This window comes from Nonomuraea sp. CX421, from assembly GCF_059358955.1.
Genome location: NZ_JCADBK010000012.1, coordinates 1 through 15,699 on the forward strand (window position 1 = coordinate 1; position 15,699 = coordinate 15,699).

Annotated in this window: 14 protein-coding genes; 3 read left to right on the forward strand and 11 right to left on the reverse strand. The window is 71.1% G+C overall.

Annotated elements, in window-relative coordinates; translation table 11 throughout:
- Nucleotides 1-776: 776 nt before the first annotated feature.
- A complete protein-coding gene (locus AC5L3X_RS21770) occupies nucleotides 777-1,370 on the reverse strand; it encodes an HAD family hydrolase (RefSeq protein ID WP_494859174.1) in 594 nt (197 codons plus the stop codon).
- 262 nt (nucleotides 1,371-1,632) lie between these two features.
- On the opposite strand from AC5L3X_RS21770, the gene AC5L3X_RS21775 reads away from it, so the two are divergent.
- The gene (locus AC5L3X_RS21775; protein WP_494859175.1) at nucleotides 1,633-2,820 is read left to right on the forward strand and encodes a glycosyltransferase family 39 protein; all 1,188 of its coding nucleotides are present in this window, start codon (nucleotides 1,633-1,635) and stop codon (nucleotides 2,818-2,820) included.
- A 137-nt stretch (nucleotides 2,821-2,957) separates the two neighbouring features.
- On the opposite strand, the gene tyrS is transcribed toward AC5L3X_RS21775, so the two are convergent.
- Nucleotides 2,958-4,223: a tyrosine--tRNA ligase gene (gene tyrS / locus AC5L3X_RS21780; protein WP_494859176.1), complete on the reverse strand. Its 1,266-nt coding sequence runs from the start codon at nucleotides 4,221-4,223 to the stop codon at nucleotides 2,958-2,960.
- 131 nt (nucleotides 4,224-4,354) lie between these two features.
- On the opposite strand from tyrS, the gene AC5L3X_RS21785 reads away from it, so the two are divergent.
- Entirely contained in the window at nucleotides 4,355-4,711 is a 357-nt protein-coding gene (locus AC5L3X_RS21785) for a PH domain-containing protein (RefSeq protein WP_494859177.1), read from the forward strand.
- Here the strand turns inward: AC5L3X_RS21785 and AC5L3X_RS21790 are convergent.
- The 9 genes from AC5L3X_RS21790 to argC all read right to left on the reverse strand — a co-directional run bounded on the left by AC5L3X_RS21790 (nucleotide 4,648) and on the right by argC (nucleotide 13,822).
- Nucleotides 4,648-5,349 (reverse strand): DNA-3-methyladenine glycosylase, encoded by a 702-nt coding sequence (locus AC5L3X_RS21790; RefSeq protein ID WP_189125689.1) that lies wholly within the window; start codon nucleotides 5,347-5,349, stop codon nucleotides 4,648-4,650. The two genes, AC5L3X_RS21785 and AC5L3X_RS21790, sit on opposite strands and share 64 nt — an antisense overlap.
- Nucleotides 5,331-6,728 carry an argininosuccinate lyase gene (gene argH, locus AC5L3X_RS21795; protein WP_189125846.1) on the reverse strand — a complete coding sequence of 466 codons (1,398 nt, stop codon included), beginning with the start codon at nucleotides 6,726-6,728 and terminating at the stop codon, nucleotides 5,331-5,333. Before argH ends, AC5L3X_RS21790 begins: the two co-directional genes overlap by 19 nt.
- 124 nt (nucleotides 6,729-6,852) lie before the next feature.
- Nucleotides 6,853-8,052 carry an argininosuccinate synthase gene (locus AC5L3X_RS21800; RefSeq protein WP_494859178.1) on the reverse strand — a complete coding sequence of 400 codons (1,200 nt, stop codon included), beginning with the start codon at nucleotides 8,050-8,052 and terminating at the stop codon, nucleotides 6,853-6,855.
- A gap of 52 nt (nucleotides 8,053-8,104) precedes the next feature.
- Entirely contained in the window at nucleotides 8,105-8,674 is a 570-nt protein-coding gene (locus AC5L3X_RS21805; RefSeq protein ID WP_494859179.1) for an arginine repressor, read from the reverse strand.
- On the reverse strand, nucleotides 8,671-9,594 hold the full coding sequence (argF, locus tag AC5L3X_RS21810; protein ID WP_494859180.1) for an ornithine carbamoyltransferase: 924 nt from the start codon (nucleotides 9,592-9,594) through the stop codon (nucleotides 8,671-8,673). Before argF ends, AC5L3X_RS21805 begins: the two co-directional genes overlap by 4 nt.
- The gene (locus AC5L3X_RS21815; RefSeq protein WP_494859182.1) at nucleotides 9,591-10,769 is read right to left on the reverse strand and encodes an acetylornithine transaminase; all 1,179 of its coding nucleotides are present in this window, start codon (nucleotides 10,767-10,769) and stop codon (nucleotides 9,591-9,593) included. Before AC5L3X_RS21815 ends, argF begins: the two co-directional genes overlap by 4 nt.
- On the reverse strand, nucleotides 10,762-11,640 hold the full coding sequence (gene argB / locus AC5L3X_RS21820; protein WP_494859183.1) for an acetylglutamate kinase: 879 nt from the start codon (nucleotides 11,638-11,640) through the stop codon (nucleotides 10,762-10,764). Before argB ends, AC5L3X_RS21815 begins: the two co-directional genes overlap by 8 nt.
- Nucleotides 11,637-12,788, reverse strand: a complete 1,152-nt coding sequence (gene argJ, locus AC5L3X_RS21825; protein ID WP_189125695.1) for a bifunctional glutamate N-acetyltransferase/amino-acid acetyltransferase ArgJ — start codon at nucleotides 12,786-12,788, stop codon at nucleotides 11,637-11,639. Before argJ ends, argB begins: the two co-directional genes overlap by 4 nt.
- On the reverse strand, nucleotides 12,785-13,822 hold the full coding sequence (gene argC, locus AC5L3X_RS21830; protein WP_225263459.1) for an N-acetyl-gamma-glutamyl-phosphate reductase: 1,038 nt from the start codon (nucleotides 13,820-13,822) through the stop codon (nucleotides 12,785-12,787). Before argC ends, argJ begins: the two co-directional genes overlap by 4 nt.
- Before the next feature lie 212 nt (nucleotides 13,823-14,034).
- Here argC and AC5L3X_RS21835 point away from each other — a divergent pair, with 212 nt between their 5' ends.
- On the forward strand, nucleotides 14,035-15,696 hold the full coding sequence (locus tag AC5L3X_RS21835; protein WP_494859185.1) for a class I adenylate-forming enzyme family protein: 1,662 nt from the start codon (nucleotides 14,035-14,037) through the stop codon (nucleotides 15,694-15,696).
- Nucleotides 15,697-15,699 lie beyond the last annotated feature (3 nt).

A 15,699-nucleotide genomic window follows, 5' to 3' on the forward strand; every position in this document is an offset into this window, starting at 1 on the left:
GTCACATAAATGACGGGGTTGTGCATCATGCACTGGCTTTTAACACACTGTTGAGTTCTCAAGAAACGGACGCGTACACCCTCACAAACCCGAAACCATTCAGGCCCGCTCAGAGGCGTTCACTTCGTGTTTCTAACTTTAACAGGAGCTTCATCTGTGTCAAATCCGGAGATTTGCAGAAGACGCATCGAACCTGTCTAGAATTTGGCGCCCCGTCTCCGGGGCAACCCTCTCAACTTACCGTGCCATCTTGAGCCTGTCGAATCAACCGATTTATCGGTGACCTGGACGTGCCCGCGACGGATCGGCCTGGACGCGCGTTGGAGCGTCTCGACCGAGTGGTTCGTTTCTCAAGGGGCTTGCCCTGGGGCCCGTCCGCCAGTGGCGTCCGGCTCACTCCCGGGGCGAACTGAAAGAGTAGGTCGCGATCCGCCAGTCGTCAAATCGCGGCGGGCGTCCAGCGCGCGCCGACCCGCGTACGTACGACTCCACCTGCGCAGATGGCCTCACGAGGCCCCGGCCTCGATCGCTCGGCCATGACCACCGCATCCCGACGGGCCGCTCCGCGCCCCTGTCACGCGGCCGTCACTCCCCTGGACTGTCTCGGCTGCTTCGAGTGATGCCCCCAAGCATCACGGGCCACCATGGGGCCTGCCGCTTTCCGTAGAACGCACCGATCTCCACACCACGCACCGACGCGTGCGGGAAACCCCCACAGCTGCGTCCGAAGCGGCCTCGGACTGCCGCAGCCGCCGGCCAGCCGCTACGGCCAAGAGTCAGTCTCGTAGCGCGAGGGCACGGACCTGGGCGGGTGAGGTGAACAGCTCCGCCGCCATTCCCGCCTCCCGCGCCGCCAGGACATTGGCCTCGTTGTCGTCAAAGAACAGCACGTCGGAGGGGTCCACCCCGATACGCTCGGCGCAGATCTCGTACGCCCGGCGGTCCGGCTTGGCCACCCCGATCCGGCACGAGTACGTGAGCGAGGCGAACCGTCCCAGCCACGAGCCGTGCCGCGACTCCCACACGGGCACCAGATCCTCGATGATGTTCGACAGCAGACCGAGCGTGCGTCCCTGGTCGGCCAGCTCGCACACCAGCGACACCATCTCGTCGTCGACCCGGCACCAACTGTCGAGATCGGCCTGCATCAGCGCCGACACGTCGGGGAACTGGGTGCCCAGGCGTTCCGCCACGGTGGCCCAGTAGGCCACGCCGTCCTGGCCCGCGTCGTAGGCCGGGCGGCAGAGCCAGTACGCCTGCCAGAAGCTGTCCTCCGGCACCCCGGCGAGGTCGACGAGACGTTGTTTCGCATCGTCCGTCTGGGTCTGGGCGATGACTCCGTACAGGTCGAACACGATCACTTCAGTCATGTCCCGCAGCTTATGCGCGTATTCTGCCCCGATGATCACTACCGTCGCGGCAGCTTCGCCTGCACCATTGGCCGCATCGAGGCGTAGGCGGAGCCACCGGTGGACGGGACCGCTGGCGGCGGCTGTGGCGCTCAGCGGCTCGGGCTCGGCCTCGTTGAACGGCGATGAGCTGGCGACGCTCAGCGCCGCTTCCCGGTCGCTGTCCGGGCTCTGGGAGCTGGCCCGCCACATCGACGGACATTTCTTGCCTTATTACCTTTTCATGCACCTCTGGATGAAGGTGGGCACAGCCGAGCTGTGGCTCCGGTTGCCGTCGGCGCTGGCGATCGGGCTGGCCGCGTGGCTGCTGTGCGATCTCGGCCGGCGGCTGCACAGCACCCGGGCGGGGATCACCGCGGCGCTGGTGCTCGCGCTGCTGCCGTCGGTGTCGTACTACGGGGCCTATGCCCGTTCGTACGCCTTCGCGGCGGCGGCGGTCGTCCTGTCGTTCTGGGCCCTGCACCGGGCGGCGCGAGGCCGCGGCTGGGTGCTGTACGGAGTGTCGGTGGCGCTGGTGTGCTGCACACATCTGTTCGCGGTGCTGGTGCTGCCCGCGCAGCTGCTGGCAGCCGTGACCGGGCGGATGCCCTTGGCGCGGATGATTCCGGCGATGGCCCTCGGCGGCATTCCGGCGGTCGTCCTGGGGCTGGTCGGGTACGGCGAGCGGCATGCGGTCAGCTGGATCTCACAGCGCGGGCCGGAGGTGCTGCTGAAGTTCCCCAAGATGCTGGCCGGAGCCGCCGAGGTGGGGGTGCCGCTGTTCGTGATGGCACTGGTGGCCGCGGTGCTCCTGCGTGACCGGGCGTGGGCGGGCGCGCTGCTGGGGTGGCTGGTGCTGCCGCCGCTGCTGTTGCTCGCCGTGTCCCACCTCGTCACGCCGGTCTACGTCGATCGCTACCTGTTCGTCGCCGCGCCCGCCCTGGCGCTGCTGGCGGGCATCGCCGCCGCGAGCGTCCCGCGAATGGCAGTCGTTCCCTGCTGCGTGCTGGTGGTCGGCGCCGGAGCCGCGGGGATCGCGCAGCAGGTGGAGGTACGCGACTTCAACGGGCGGTTCGAGGACTTTCCCGGCGCGGTTCGGAGGGTGGACACGCGGCCCGGGGACGCGATCGTGTTCGGCCAGAGCTCGGTCCGGGCGGGTTTCGACTACTACGCGAGCCCCGGCATGCCGGACGACGTGCTCCTCCTGAGCCGCGAGCCCGACCCCCGGGGCTTCGCCTATCCCGAGCGGCGGGACGTGGGCGACGCGCTCGCCGACCGCGGCCGGGTCTGGGTCGTATGGCGCGGCACCAAGCAGGCGGGCCTGAAGCTGCCGAAGGTGAAGGCCGTCCAGGAGGCCGGCTTCGCGGTGGCCACGTCCTGGCACTCGGCGGAGTTGCCCGGCCTCACCGTGACGCTGTTCGCCAGGCGCTGACACAGGCCCAGCACCAACGCGCGAACCCGGCTGCGACACGATGGCCGGACGCGAGCCCACCCTGGCGCGACGCGAAAGCCGGAGGTGAGCCGGTGCTGAGCGGGCCTCTCCACTCCTGGAAGAGGCCCGCTCGCCCGTCAGCCGACCTCGACGCCGCCGATCGCCTTCTTGCCGCGCCGCAGAACCATGAACCGCCCGTGCAGCAGGTCGTCGGCCACCGGTACGTACGACTCGTCGGTGATCTTCACATTGTTGAGGTAGGCGCCGCCCTCCTTGACCGCCCGCCGGGCCGCCGACTTGGACTCCACCAGGCCGCTCTCGGCCATCAGATCCACGAACGGCGTGCCGAGCGCGGGCACGGCAGCCTTCGGGACCTCGGCCAGCGCCGCCTCCAGCGTCGAGGCGGGCAGCTCCTCCAGCGAGCCCTGTCCGAACAACGCCTTGGACGCGGCGACCACCGCCGCCAGCTCGCCGGCGCCGTGCACGAGCGTGGTCAGGTCCTCGGCCAGGGTGCGCTGCGCCACGCGGGCGAACGGCCGGTCGGCGACCGCCTTCTCCAGCGCCTCGATCTCCTCGCGGCCGCGGAAGGTGAACACCTTGAGCAGCCGGATCACGTCGCGGTCGTCGGAGTTGAGGAAGTACTGGTAGAACGCGTAGGGCGAGGTCAGGGCCGGGTCGAGCCAGACCGCGCCGCCCGCCGTCTTGCCGAACTTGGTGCCGTCGGCCTTGGTGATCAGTTTGCCGGTGAGGGCGTGCACGTGGGCGCCCTCGACCCGGCGGATCAGGTCGACCCCGGCGGTGATGTTGCCCCACTGGTCGCTGCCGCCGACCTGGAGCGTGCAGCCGGTGCGCCGGTAGAGCTCGAGGTAGTCGTTGGCCTGCAGGATCTGGTAGCTGAACTCGGTGTAGCTCAGCCCGTCACCGCCGAGGCGGGCGGACACCGACTCGCGGGCGAGCATGCGGTTGACCGGGAAGTGCTTGCCGATGTCGCGCAGGAAGTCGATGGCCGACATCTCCGCCGTCCAGTCGAGGTTGCTGACCAGCGTCGCGGCGGTGGGCCCCGGGTCGAAGGAGAGGAACCTCTCCACCTGGACCCGGATCTTCGCCACCCATTCGGCCACGACGTCGGAGGTGTTGAGCACCCGTTCGGTGCTGCGCCCGCTGGGGTCTCCGATCAGGCCGGTCGCACCGCCGACCAGGCCGATCGGCCGGTGGCCGGCCCGCTGGAACCGGGTGAGGATCAGCAGCGTGGCGAGGTTGCCCATGTGCAGCGACGGGGCGGTCGGGTCGAAGCCGGCATAGACCGTGATCGGACCCTCCGACAGCGCCCTGCGCAGGGCGTCGGCGTCGGTGGTCTGCGCGAGGACGTCGCGCCATTCGAGCTCATCCAGAATGTCGGTCACGGTGCTGGCTTTCCGATAGACGTCAGTGGTTACAGCCTGCCTGATCGCGACTGATGACCGCTACTTGGATACTCTCGTGGTCCATGTGGAGGGTCCGTCGCGAGCTGGCCGTTTTCAAGATCTTAGGGGCTGTGGCCTGTGCCGGTCTCGCCGTGTTCTGGTACGTCGGCGACGACCCGCGCGGGGTGATCCTCGCCGTGCCCGCGGCCGTCCTGCTGGGCGGCATGGGGCTGCGCGATCTCCTCGTTCCGGTACGCCTGGCGGCCGGCGAGAGCGGCATCACCGTGGTGCACGGCTTCGCCGGCAGGCGGCACGTGCCGTGGGAGCAGATCGAGGAGATCACGGTGGACGTACGCAGGAGGTACGGCGTGCGCAGCGAGATGCTGGAGATCGACACCGGTGACGGCCTGCACATCTTCAGCGCTCACGACCTGGGCGGCGCCTCCCCCACCGAGGTGGCAGCGGCGTTGCGCCGGCGCGGCACGTGAGCGCGGTACGGCGACACGGTGGGGTCGCCGTCGATCCAGAATCTCCAGGGCGTGTCCTTGGCCGTCGAGATCCCGGTCCGCGGGCCCGACCTGATCGCTTCGGGGCCGGGCGGGCTGCCGTCGAGCACGACCGCCCCGCCGGCCAGGCGTCCGGCGCTCCCGGCCGGGCCGCCGCCCACGGCGTCGATCCCGTTGTGCTCGCGCCGCAGGCCGAGCGCCACCGCCAGCCTGGCCGGTCCCCGGGCGAGATCGCGTTCGGCCACGGGCCTGGCACCACCGGACCGGCGGGCGCGGGCCACGTCGGCGCCGGCCACGACCTGACCGGCTCGTAAGAGGACGGCCGACCCGTGCCCCTCCGGCAGGCACACCAGGTTGGCGCAGAAGTGCATGCCGTAGGTGAAGTACACGTACAGGTGGCCCGGCGGCCCGAACATGACCGCGTTCCTCGGAGTCCTGCCCCGGTAGGTGTGGGCCGCGGGATCCTCGCCGGGGCCGCCGTACGCCTCGACCTCGGTGAGGCGCACCGCGACCGGGCCGTGCACGAGCACGCGCCCGAGCAGGTCGGGCGCCACCTCGGGCGACGGCCGGTCGAAGAAGCCGCGCGGCAGCGGCGCGGAGCTCAGGAGCCCGCCGCCCATGCCGCCTGGGCGTCGACGGCCTCGCGCAGTGCCACGAGCTGGTCGCGGACGCGGTCGGGGGCGGTGCCGCCGTGGGCCTTGCGGGCGGCCAGCGCGCCCGGCACGTTGAGCACGTCGCGGACGTCGGGCGTCAGGTGCGGTGACACCTTGACCAGCTCGTCGTCGCTCAGGTCGCCCAGGTCCTTGTCGTTGACCTGGCACCACACCACCAGGTGACCGACCGCCTCATGCGCGTCGCGGAAGGGCACCCCCCGGCGTACGAGCAGCTCGGCCAGGTCGGTGGCGAGCGCGAACCCGTCGGGGGCCGACGCCTGCAGCCGCGCGGTGTTGACCCGCATGGTCGCGACCAGGCCGGCCATCGCCGGCAGGACGAGCAGCAGCGTGTCGACGGTGTCGAACACCGGCTCCTTGTCCTCCTGCAGGTCGCGGTTGTAGGTGAGCGGCAGGCCCTTCAGCGTGGTGAGCATCGCCATGAGGTTGCCGATGAGCCGCCCGGACTTGCCGCGGGCCAGCTCGGCCACGTCGGGGTTCTTCTTCTGCGGCATGATCGACGAGCCGGTGGAGTAGGCGTCGTCCATCTCGATCCAGCGGAACTCCTGCGAGGCCCAGAGCACGATCTCCTCACCGAGCCTCGACAGGTGCACGCCGATCAGGGCCGCGTCGAACAGGAACTCCGCCGCGAAGTCGCGGTCGGCCACGGCGTCCATCGAGTTGGGCGCGGCGCTGTCGAAGCCCAGCTCGGCGGCCACCGCCTGCGGGTCGAGCGGCAGCGACGAGCCGGCCAGCGCGCCGGCGCCGAGCGGCGAGACCGCCGCGCGCTTGTCCCAGTCGGTGAGCCGGTCGATGTCGCGGGCGAAGGCGTGCACGTGCGCGAGCAACTGGTGGCCGAAGGACACCGGCTGCGCGTGCTGCAGGTGCGTCATGCCGGGCGCCGCCGTGTCGGCGTGCTGCTCGGCCTGGGCCATCAGCGCCGTCTCCAGCTCGACCAGCCGCGAGACGATCGTGCGGGCGTGGTCGCGCAGGTAGAGGCGGAGATCGGTGGCGATCTGGTCGTTGCGGCTCCGTCCGGCGCGCAGCTTGCCGCCGAGCGAGCCGAGCCGCTCCAGCAGGCCGCGTTCCAGCGCGGTGTGCACGTCCTCGTCGGCGACGGTCGGCCGGAACTCGCCCGCCTTGCAGGCGCGCTCCAGGTCGTCGAGCGCGCCGATCATGCGTCCGAGCTCGTCCTCGCTGAGCAGCCCCGCCTTGCGCAGCACGCGGGCGTGCGCGCGTGACGCCGCCAGGTCGTACGGCACCAGCCGCCAGTCGAAGTGCACGCTCACCGACAGCCGCGTCAGCGCGTCGGCCGGGCCTCCCTCGAACCGCCCGCCCCACAGCCTCATCGGCTTGCCATCACTCACCAGTGTCTCCTTCACGTCGGCTTTTCATGGTCGCGGCCACTCCGGTGCTCGTCGGCGTCGTGCGTCGCTCGCTTCTCCGAGTCCCCGGGCGCGACCTTAGTGCACATCACCCGCGCTTCGCGTCGCGGGCCGCGGCGATCTTGGCCGGCAGGCTGAACAGCTGGACGAAGCCTTTGGCCAGGGATTGGTCGAATGTGTCGCCGGTGTCGTAGGTGGCCAGGGAGAAGTCGTACAGCGACTCCTCGGAGCGGCGCCCGGTGACCGTGGCCTTCCCTCCGTGCAGCGTCATGCGGATGTCGCCGGAGACGTACCTCTGGGCGTCGGCGATGAGCGCGTCGAGGGCGTTCTTGAGCGGGGAGAACCACAGACCGTCGTAGACGAGTTCGCTCCAGCGCTGGTCGACGCCGCGCTTGAAGCGGGCCAGGTCGCGCTCGACGGTGACGTTCTCCAGCTCCATGTGCGCGGTGATCAGCGCGATCGCGCCGGGGGCCTCGTACACCTCACGTGACTTGATGCCGACCAGGCGGTCCTCGACCAGGTCGATCCGCCCGACGCCCTGCGCGCCGGCGCGCCGGTTGAGCTCCTCGATGACCTGGTACGGCGTGAGCGCCCGGCCGTCGAGCTTGACCGGGACGCCCCGCTCGAAGGTGATGACGATCTCGTCGGGCTCGCGGGGCACGGACGGGTCGGCGGTGTAGGAGTAGACGTCCTCGGTGGGGCCGTTCCAGATGTCCTCGAGGAAGCCGGTCTCGACGGCCCGGCCCCACAGGTTCTGGTCGATCGAGAACGGGTTCTTCTTCGTCGTCTCGATCGGCAGGCCCTTCCGCTCGGCGAAGTCGATCGCCTTGTCGCGGGTCCAGGCGAAGTCGCGGGCCGGGGCGACGACCTTCAGGTCGGGCGCGAGCGCCGCCAGGCCGGCCTCGAACCGCACCTGGTCGTTGCCCTTGCCGGTGCAGCCATGGGACACGACCGTGCCGCCGAATCGCTTGGCCGCCGTCACCAGGTGCTTGGCGATGAGCGGCCGCGACAGCGACGACAGCAGCGGGTAGCGGTCCATGTAGAGGGCGTTGGCCTGCAGGGCCGGCACGCAGAAGTCGGCGGCGAACTCCTCCTTGGCGTCGACGACGACGGACTCGGCGGCGCCGCAGTCCATCGCGCGCTTCTGGATCGCCTCCATGTCCTCGCCGCCCTGCCCCAGGTCGACGGCGACCGCGATCACCTCGGCGTTCATCTTCTCGGCGAGGAACGGGATGGCGACGGACGTGTCGAGCCCGCCGGAGAAGGCGAGAACCACTTTCTCGGTCATGTCATCATCTCCCTTGCTGAGTCCGTGGCGGCGGGCCGGCCGTCCGGCGTGTTCAGATTGTCGTTGCCTCGTCCGGCGGCGCCGGGTTTCGCTCTCTGCCGCCAAGCTCCTGCGCCGCGCGCCGGTCGGCCGCCTTCAGCAGGGCGTCGGCGACCATGGGACCTCCCTGCGGATCGCGGCTGATGACGAGAATGGTGTCGTCGCCGGCGACCGTGCCGAGGATCGACTCCCAACCGGCGTGGTCGATGGCGGAGGCGAGGAACTGCGCGGCTCCCGGCGGGGTCCGGACGATGACGAGGTTGGCCGAGGCGTCCGCCGAGACCAGCAGCTCCTCCGCGATGCGGTGCAGCCGGGCGGCCGGCGACTCGCCGCCGATGCCGACCCGGGCCAGCGGGATCCGGCCGCCGCCTTCGCCGGGCAGCGCGTAGACGAGCGAGCCGTCCTCGGCCCGCAGCTTGAGCGCGCCCAGCTCGTCCAGGTCACGCGACAGTGTGGCCTGGGTGACCTCCACGCCGCTCTCGGCGAGCAGTTTGGCCAGCTCCGGCTGGGAGCGCACGGGCTGCCGCTGCAGCAGGTCGGTGATCTTCGCCTGCCGCGCGACCTTGGTCATGGGGATGGTCATGAGGACGTCACCAGCCACTGGAGCAGTGCCTTCTGGGCGTGCAGGCGGTTCTCGGCCTGGTCCCACACCGCGCTGCGCGGGCCGTCGAGCACCTCGGCGGTGATCTCGTGGCCGCGGTAGGCGGGCAGGCAGTGAAGCACGATCGCGTCGTCCGCGGCGTGCTCCATCAGCTCGGAGCAGACCTGGTACGGCAGCAGGGCCGCCACCCGCTCGTCCTTGCCGTCCTGGCCCATGGACACCCAGGTGTCGGTGGCGACGACGTGCGCGCCCCGGATCGCGGCGACCGGGTCGGACAGCGACACCACCGAGCCGCCGGTCCTCGCCGCGATCTCCGCGGCCCGGACCAGGATGGTCGCGTCCGGCTGGTAGCCGATCGGGGCGCCGATCCGCACGTGCATCCCGGCGGTGGCGCAGCCCAGCAGGTAGGAGTGGGCCATGTTGTTGGCGCCGTCGCCGAGGTAGGTCAGCGTCAACCCGGCGGTCCGGCCGAGGCGTTCGCGCACGGTCTGCAGGTCGGCCAGGATCTGGCAGGGGTGGAACTCGTCGGTCAGCGCGTTGACCACGGGCACGGTGGTGCCCGCCGCCATGGCCTCGACGCGCTCCTGCCCGGCGGTGCGCCAGACGATGGCGGCCACCTGCCGTTCGAGCACCCGGGCGGTGTCCTCGATCGACTCGCCCCGGCCGAGCTGCGACGATCCGCCGTCGACGATCAGCGGCAGCCCGCCCAGCTCGCCGACGCCGACGGCGAAGGACACCCTGGTCCTGGTGGAGGGCTTGTCGAAGAGCACCGCGACGGTCTTCGGCCCCTCGAAGGGGCGGTGTCCGTAGCGGTCCTTCTTCATCGCGCCGGCCAGGTCGAGCACCTCGGCCTGCTCGGCGGGCGAGAGGTCGTCGTCGCGCAGGAAGTGTCTGGTGGTCACTGGGCCGCCTCCGTGAGGATCGCCGGGAAGGCCGCCACCAGCGCGTCGATCTCGCCGGCCGTCACGACCAGCGGCGGCGCGAGCCGTACGGCGTCCGGTTGAAGGGCGTTGACCAGGAAGCCCGCGTCGGCGGCGGCTCGCTGGACCTCGGCCGAGCGCGGCTCGCTCAGCACGGTGGCCAGCCACAGGCCTCGGCCACGAACCCCCTTGAGCAGCGGGTGGCCGATCGCCTCCAGGCCGGAGCGGAGCCGGGCGCCGGCCGCCTTGACGTGGTCGAGGTCGAGGTGGTCGAGCACGGCCAGCGCGGCGGCGCAGGCGACTGGGTTGCCGCCGAACGTCGAGCCGTGGTCGCCCTTGTCGAACAGGGTGCCCGCGTCGCCGAAGCCGATGCAGGCCCCGATCGGCAGGCCACCACCGAGGCCCTTGGCCAGGGTGAGGATGTCGGGCAGGAAGCCGTCCGCCTGGTGGGCGAACCAGTGGCCGGTGCGGCCGATCGCCGACTGGATCTCGTCGGCGACCAGCAGCGCGCCGGTCGCGTCGCAGATCTCGCGAGCCGCCACGAGGTAGCCGTCGGGCGGCGGGACGACGCCTGCCTCGCCCTGAGTCGGCTCCAGGAAGACCGCGATGCAGTCGCCGGACACGGCCTCCTTGAGGGCGCCCGCGTCGCCGTAGGGGACAAATCGGACGTCTACCGGGAAGGGGCCGAACTGGTCACGGATGGACTGCTTGCCGGTCAGCGACAGCGCGCCGATCGTGCGGCCGTGGAATCCGTTCTCGGCGGCGACGAAGTAGCCCCGCCCCTCGCGGCGGCCGTACTTGAGCGCGAGCTTGTAGGCGGCCTCGTTGGCCTCGGTGCCGGAGTTGGCCAGGAAGACGCGGCCGGGCGCGCCGAGCAGGCCGAGGAGCCGCTCGGCGAGCAGCACCTCGGGCTCGTGCAGGAACAGGTTGCTGGTGTGGGCGATCGTGGCGACCTGCTGGGAGACCGCCTCGACCAGGGCCGGGTGGGCGTGGCCGAGTGAGCTGACGGCGATGCCGCCGACGAAGTCGAGGTACTGGCGGCCGTCGACGTCCCACACCCGGGTGCCCTCGCCGCGGGCCAGCACCACCGGCGGGACGCCGTAGTTGGGCATGAAGGCCTGTTCGAACCTGTGCTTGAGGTCGCTGTTGTCACTCATTGGGCGTCACCATGGTTCCGATTCCCTCGTTGGTGAAGATCTCCAGCAGCAGCGAGTGGGGCACCCGGCCGTCGATCACGTGCGCCCCTGGGACCCCGCCCTGGACCGCGGTCAGGCACGCCTCCATCTTGGGGACCATGCCGCTGGACAGGGTGGGCATCAACGCGGCCAGCGCGTCGGCGTCGAGGTGGTGGATCACGTCGGTGTCGGCGGGCCAGTTGGCGTACAGGCCCTCGACGTCAGTGAGCACGATCAGCTTCTGCGCCTGGAGTGCCACGGCGAGCGCGGCGGCCGCGGTGTCGGCGTTGACGTTGTAGATCTCCCCGTCCTCGCCGCGCGCGATGCCGGAGACGACGGGGATGCGGCCGTGCTCGATCAGGGTCCGCACGGAGCTCGCGTCGACCTTGACGATCTCGCCCACCTGGCCGATGTCGACCTGCTCGCCATCGACCAGCGCGTGCTTGCGCTCGGCGGTGAACAGGTGGGCGTCCTCGCCCGACATGCCGACCGCGAACGGGCCGTGCCGGTTGATCAGGCCCACCACGTCGCGATTGACCTGGCCGACCAGCACCATCCGGACCACCTGCATGGCCTCGGGCGTGGTGACCCGCAGCCCCGCCGTGAACGTGGACTCGATGCCCAGCCTGTCGAGGTGCTCGTTGATCTGGGGCCCGCCGCCGTGCACGACGACCGGCCTGAGCCCGGCGTAGCGCAGGAAGACGATGTCCTCGGCGAAGCCCTCCTTGAGCGACTCCTCGGTCATCGCGTTGCCGCCGTACTTGATGACGACGGTGGCGCCGTGGAAGCGGGCCAGCCAGGGCAGCGCCTCGATCAGCGTGCCGGCCTTGGTGTGCGCGCTGGAGGCCCTCATGACGAGTACGCCGAGTTCTCGTGGACGTAGTCGGCCGTCAGGTCCGTGGTGTGGACGGTGGCCGAGGCGGCCCCCGCCGACAGGTCGATGGTGATCGTCACGTCGCGGGGACGCATGTCGACCTTCGACCGGTCGTCGCCGACCGCGCCGCCCCGGCAGACCCAGATGCCGTTGATGGCGACGTTGAGCCGCTCGGGCTCGAACTCCGCGTCGGTCGTGCCGACGGCGGACAGCACGCGGCCCCAGTTGGGGTCCTCGCCGTGGATGGCGCACTTGAGCAGGTTGGACCGGGCGACGGCGCGGCCGGCCTTGACCGCGTCGTCCTCCGACGCGGCGCCGACCACCTCGATCGCGATGGCCTTGGAGGCGCCCTCGGCGTCGACCAGCAGCTGCCGGGCCAGGTCGGCGCAGACCTCGGTGACCTTCTGCTCGAACTCCGCGAGATCGGGCGTCACCCCGGACGCGCCGCTGGCCAGCAGCAGGACCGTGTCGTTGGTCGACATGCAGCCGTCGGTGTCGAGCCGGTCGAACGTGCGGGAGGTCGCGGCGCGCAGCACCGTGTCGAGCTGCTCGGCGGTCAGGTCGGCGTCGGTGGTGAGCACGCACAGCATGGTCGCCATGGCCGGCGCCAGCATGCCCGCCCCCTTGGCCATCCCGCCCACCATGTACGCGTCACCGCGCTTGAAGGAGATCTTGGACACCGTGTCGGTGGTGCGGATGGCGTCGGCCGCCGCCAGGCCGCCGTCGCGGGCCAGCTGCGAGGCGGCCACCCGGACGCCGGGCAGCAGCAGGTCCATCGGCAGCCGCTCGCCGATCAGGCCGGTGGAGCAGACCGCGATCTCGCCCGCCGAGTCGCCGAGCGCGCCCGCCGCCTCCTCGGCGGTGGCGTGGGTGTCCTGGAAGCCTTCGGCGCCGGTGCAGGCGTTGGCCCCGCCCGAGTTGAGGACGACCGCCCGGACCCTCCCGCCACGCAGGACCTGCTGTGACCACAGCACCGGAGCGGCCTTCACCCGGTTGGCGGTGAAGACCCCGGCGGCGGCGCGGCTCGGCCCGTCGTTGACGACGAGGGCGAGGTCGCGGGCGTCGCCGGCCTTGATGCCGGCGGCGATGCCCGCGGCCCTGAAGCCGAGGGGGGCGGTAACGCTCATGGAGAGACTCCTGTCAGGGGGAGGCCGAGCTCTTCCGGCAGGCCGAGGGCGAGGTTGGTGCTCTGGACGGCGCCTCCGGCGGTGCCCTTGGTCAGGTTGTCGATGGCGATGACGGCGATCAGGCGCCCGGCGCGTTCGTCGAGCGTCACCTGCACGGCGGCGGTGTTGGCGCCGTAGGTCATCGCGGTGGAGGGCCAGACACCCTCGGGCAGCAGCCGCGTGAACGGCTCCGTGGCCAGCGCGCTCTCGTACGCCTCGCGGACGGCCGCCCTGGTCAGCCCGGGCACGGCGGGAGCGGTGCAGGTGGCGAGGATGCCGCGGCTCATCGGGGCCAGGGTCGGGGTGAACGACACCCGCACCGGCGTGCCGGCCACGGCCGAGAGCCCCTGCTCCATCTCGGGCGTGTGCCGGTGGACCCCGCCGACGCCGTAGGCGCTGACCGCGCCCATGACCTCGCTGCCGAGCAGGTGGGGCTTGAGCGACCGGCCGGCGCCGCTGGTGCCGCTGGCCGCCACGACGACCACGTCGGGCTCGGCCAGCCCGGCGGCGAACGCGGGCATCAGGGCGAGGAGGACGGAGGTCGGGTAGCAGCCGGGCACCGCGATGCGGCGGGCCTGCTTCAGCACCTCGCGCTGGCCGGGCAGCTCCGGCAGGCCGTACGGCCAGGTGCCGGCGTGCTCGCCGCCGTAGAACTCCTGCCAGGCGGCGGGGTCGGCGAGCCGGTGGTCGGCGCCGCAGTCGACCACGACGACGTCCGGCGCGAGCCCGGCCGCGACCGCGGCGGAGTGGCCGTGCGGCAACGCCAGGAAGACCACGTCGTGCCCGGACAGGGCCTCGGCGGTGGTGTCCTCGATGACCCGATCGGCGAGCTGGGGCAGGTGCGGCTGGTGGGCGCCGAGCCGGCTGCCCGCGCTGGAGGCTCCGGTGAGCGCGCCGATCTCGAACTCCGGGTGGCCGAGCAGCAGTCTGAGCAGCTCGCCTCCCGCGTAGCCGCTGGCTCCCGCCACCGCCGCTCTCATTCCGACCTCCTGCATGTTCATGCACTCACACTTATGAGTTTGCTTGTGAAGATGATGCACCGATCAGGATGGGTATGCAAGCCGGGAGCCCGGCGTGTCCGCTCGACGAGACGGGCTCATCGGGCCTTCACTGCATGGTCACGCACCCGGAACGTCGCTCTAGCGCGCGTACCGGCCGGTCGGTACTGTGATTTATCCAACAGCCGTCCACTTCGGGAGTTGTACGCATGACCGTCACTCATGCCGAGGTCCAGGCCCAGCTCACGGGACCGGGCCAGCTTTTCGAGATCGAAGAGATCGGCGACACCGGGGTGCGGACCTGGAAACACGCCCCCGGGCACTTTCGCGCCCTGCTCGAAATGAGCCGCTTCCACGGCGACAAGGTCTTCCTCATCTACGAGGACGAGCACATCACCTTCGAGGAGCACTACCGCCGCGCCGCCACCCTGGCCAACCGGCTGGTCGACGAGTACGGCGTCACCAAGGGCGACCGGGTGGCCGTGGCGATGCGCAACTACCCCGAATGGGTGATCTCCTTCTCGGCCGTGCTGGCCGCCGGAGGCGTCGCCGTCCCTCTCAACGCATGGTGGACAGAGCCCGAGCTGGCCTATGGCGTCGGCGACTCGGGCGCCAAGGTGCTGATCGCCGACGGCGAGCGGGCCGCCCGGCTGGCGGCGACGGGCGTGCCGCTCATCGTGGCCCGAGGTGAGGCGCCCGAGGGCGCGCGCGCGTTCGAGGACGTGCTGGGCGAGGTCGCCGCGGAGGTGACCCTGCCCGAGGTCGACCTGTCCCCCGAGGACCCGGCCACGATCTTCTACACCTCCGGCACGACCGGGCAGCCCAAGGGCGCGCTGGGCAGCCACCGCAACCTCGGCCAGTCGCCGATGACGGTCGCCTACGGCCTGATGCGCGCGGTGGCGATGGCGGGCAGGGACCCCGGCGAGGTGGCCGGCGTGCGGCGCGTGACGCTGCTGACCGTGCCGCTGTTCCACGTCACCGGCTGCTTCTCGGGGCTGACCACGACGATGTTCACCGGCGGCGGGCTGGCGCTCATGTACAAGTGGGACCCCGAGCAGGCGCTGCGCTTCATCGAGCGCGAGCGGATCACCACGATGATCGGCGTGCCGACCAACGCCTGGCAGCTCATGTCGCACCCCGACTTCGGCAAGTACGACCTGTCGTCGCTGACCACCCTCGGCTACGGCGGGGCGCCGGCTCCGCCCAAGCTGCTGGAGCGCATCACCCAGAACCTTCCCAACCGGGCGCCGTCCAACGGCTACGGCATGACCGAGACCACCGCGCTGGCCATCGGCAACGGCGGCGCCGACTACCACGCCAGGCCCGACAGCATCGGACTGCCCTCGGCGGTGGTCGACGTGCGGGTGGTCGATCCCATGGGGACAGAGCTACCCCCCGGCGAGGTGGGCGAACTATGCGTCCGGGGGCCGAACGTGATCCTCGGCTACTGGAACAAGCCGGAGGCGACCGCGCAGACGTTCATCGACGGCTGGCTGCACACCGGCGACCTGGCCAAGATCGACGAGGACGGCTTCGTCTACATCGTGGACCGGGCCAAGGACATGGTGATCAGGGGCGGCGAGAACGTCTACTGCGCCGAGGTCGAGGCGGCGCTGTTCGAGCATCCGGCGGTGGACGACGCGGCGGTGATCGGCGTGCCGCACGACGAGCTCGGCGAGGAGGTCGGAGCCGTCGTCCGCCTCGTCCCCGGCGCGTCGGTCACCCCCGCCGAGCTGCAGGAGTTCCTGGCCGGCCGGATCGCCAAGTTCAAGATCCCGGTGCACGTCTGGTTCCGCGACGGCGAGCTGCCGCGCAACCCCGGCGGCAAGATCCTCAAGACCCATCTGCGCAGGGAGATCCTGGGCTCCTAGCCC

Coding starts and splice junctions, on each gene's coding strand:
- AC5L3X_RS21775 (WP_494859175.1), top strand. CDS start 1,633: ATGCACCTCTGGATGAAGGTGGGCACAGCCGAGCTGTGGCTCCGGTTG.
- argC (WP_225263459.1), bottom strand. CDS start 13,822: ATGCAGGAGGTCGGAATGAGAGCGGCGGTGGCGGGAGCCAGCGGCTAC.
- AC5L3X_RS21770 (WP_494859174.1), bottom strand. CDS start 1,370: ATGACTGAAGTGATCGTGTTCGACCTGTACGGAGTCATCGCCCAGACC.
- AC5L3X_RS21835 (WP_494859185.1), top strand. CDS start 14,035: ATGACCGTCACTCATGCCGAGGTCCAGGCCCAGCTCACGGGACCGGGC.
- argH (WP_189125846.1), bottom strand. CDS start 6,728: ATGAGGCTGTGGGGCGGGCGGTTCGAGGGAGGCCCGGCCGACGCGCTG.
- AC5L3X_RS21790 (WP_189125689.1), bottom strand. CDS start 5,349: ATGGGCGGCGGGCTCCTGAGCTCCGCGCCGCTGCCGCGCGGCTTCTTC.
- argJ (WP_189125695.1), bottom strand. CDS start 12,788: ATGAGCGTTACCGCCCCCCTCGGCTTCAGGGCCGCGGGCATCGCCGCC.
- AC5L3X_RS21800 (WP_494859178.1), bottom strand. CDS start 8,052: ATGACCGAGAAAGTGGTTCTCGCCTTCTCCGGCGGGCTCGACACGTCC.
- argB (WP_494859183.1), bottom strand. CDS start 11,640: ATGAGGGCCTCCAGCGCGCACACCAAGGCCGGCACGCTGATCGAGGCG.
- AC5L3X_RS21805 (WP_494859179.1), bottom strand. CDS start 8,674: ATGACCATCCCCATGACCAAGGTCGCGCGGCAGGCGAAGATCACCGAC.
- AC5L3X_RS21815 (WP_494859182.1), bottom strand. CDS start 10,769: ATGAGTGACAACAGCGACCTCAAGCACAGGTTCGAACAGGCCTTCATG.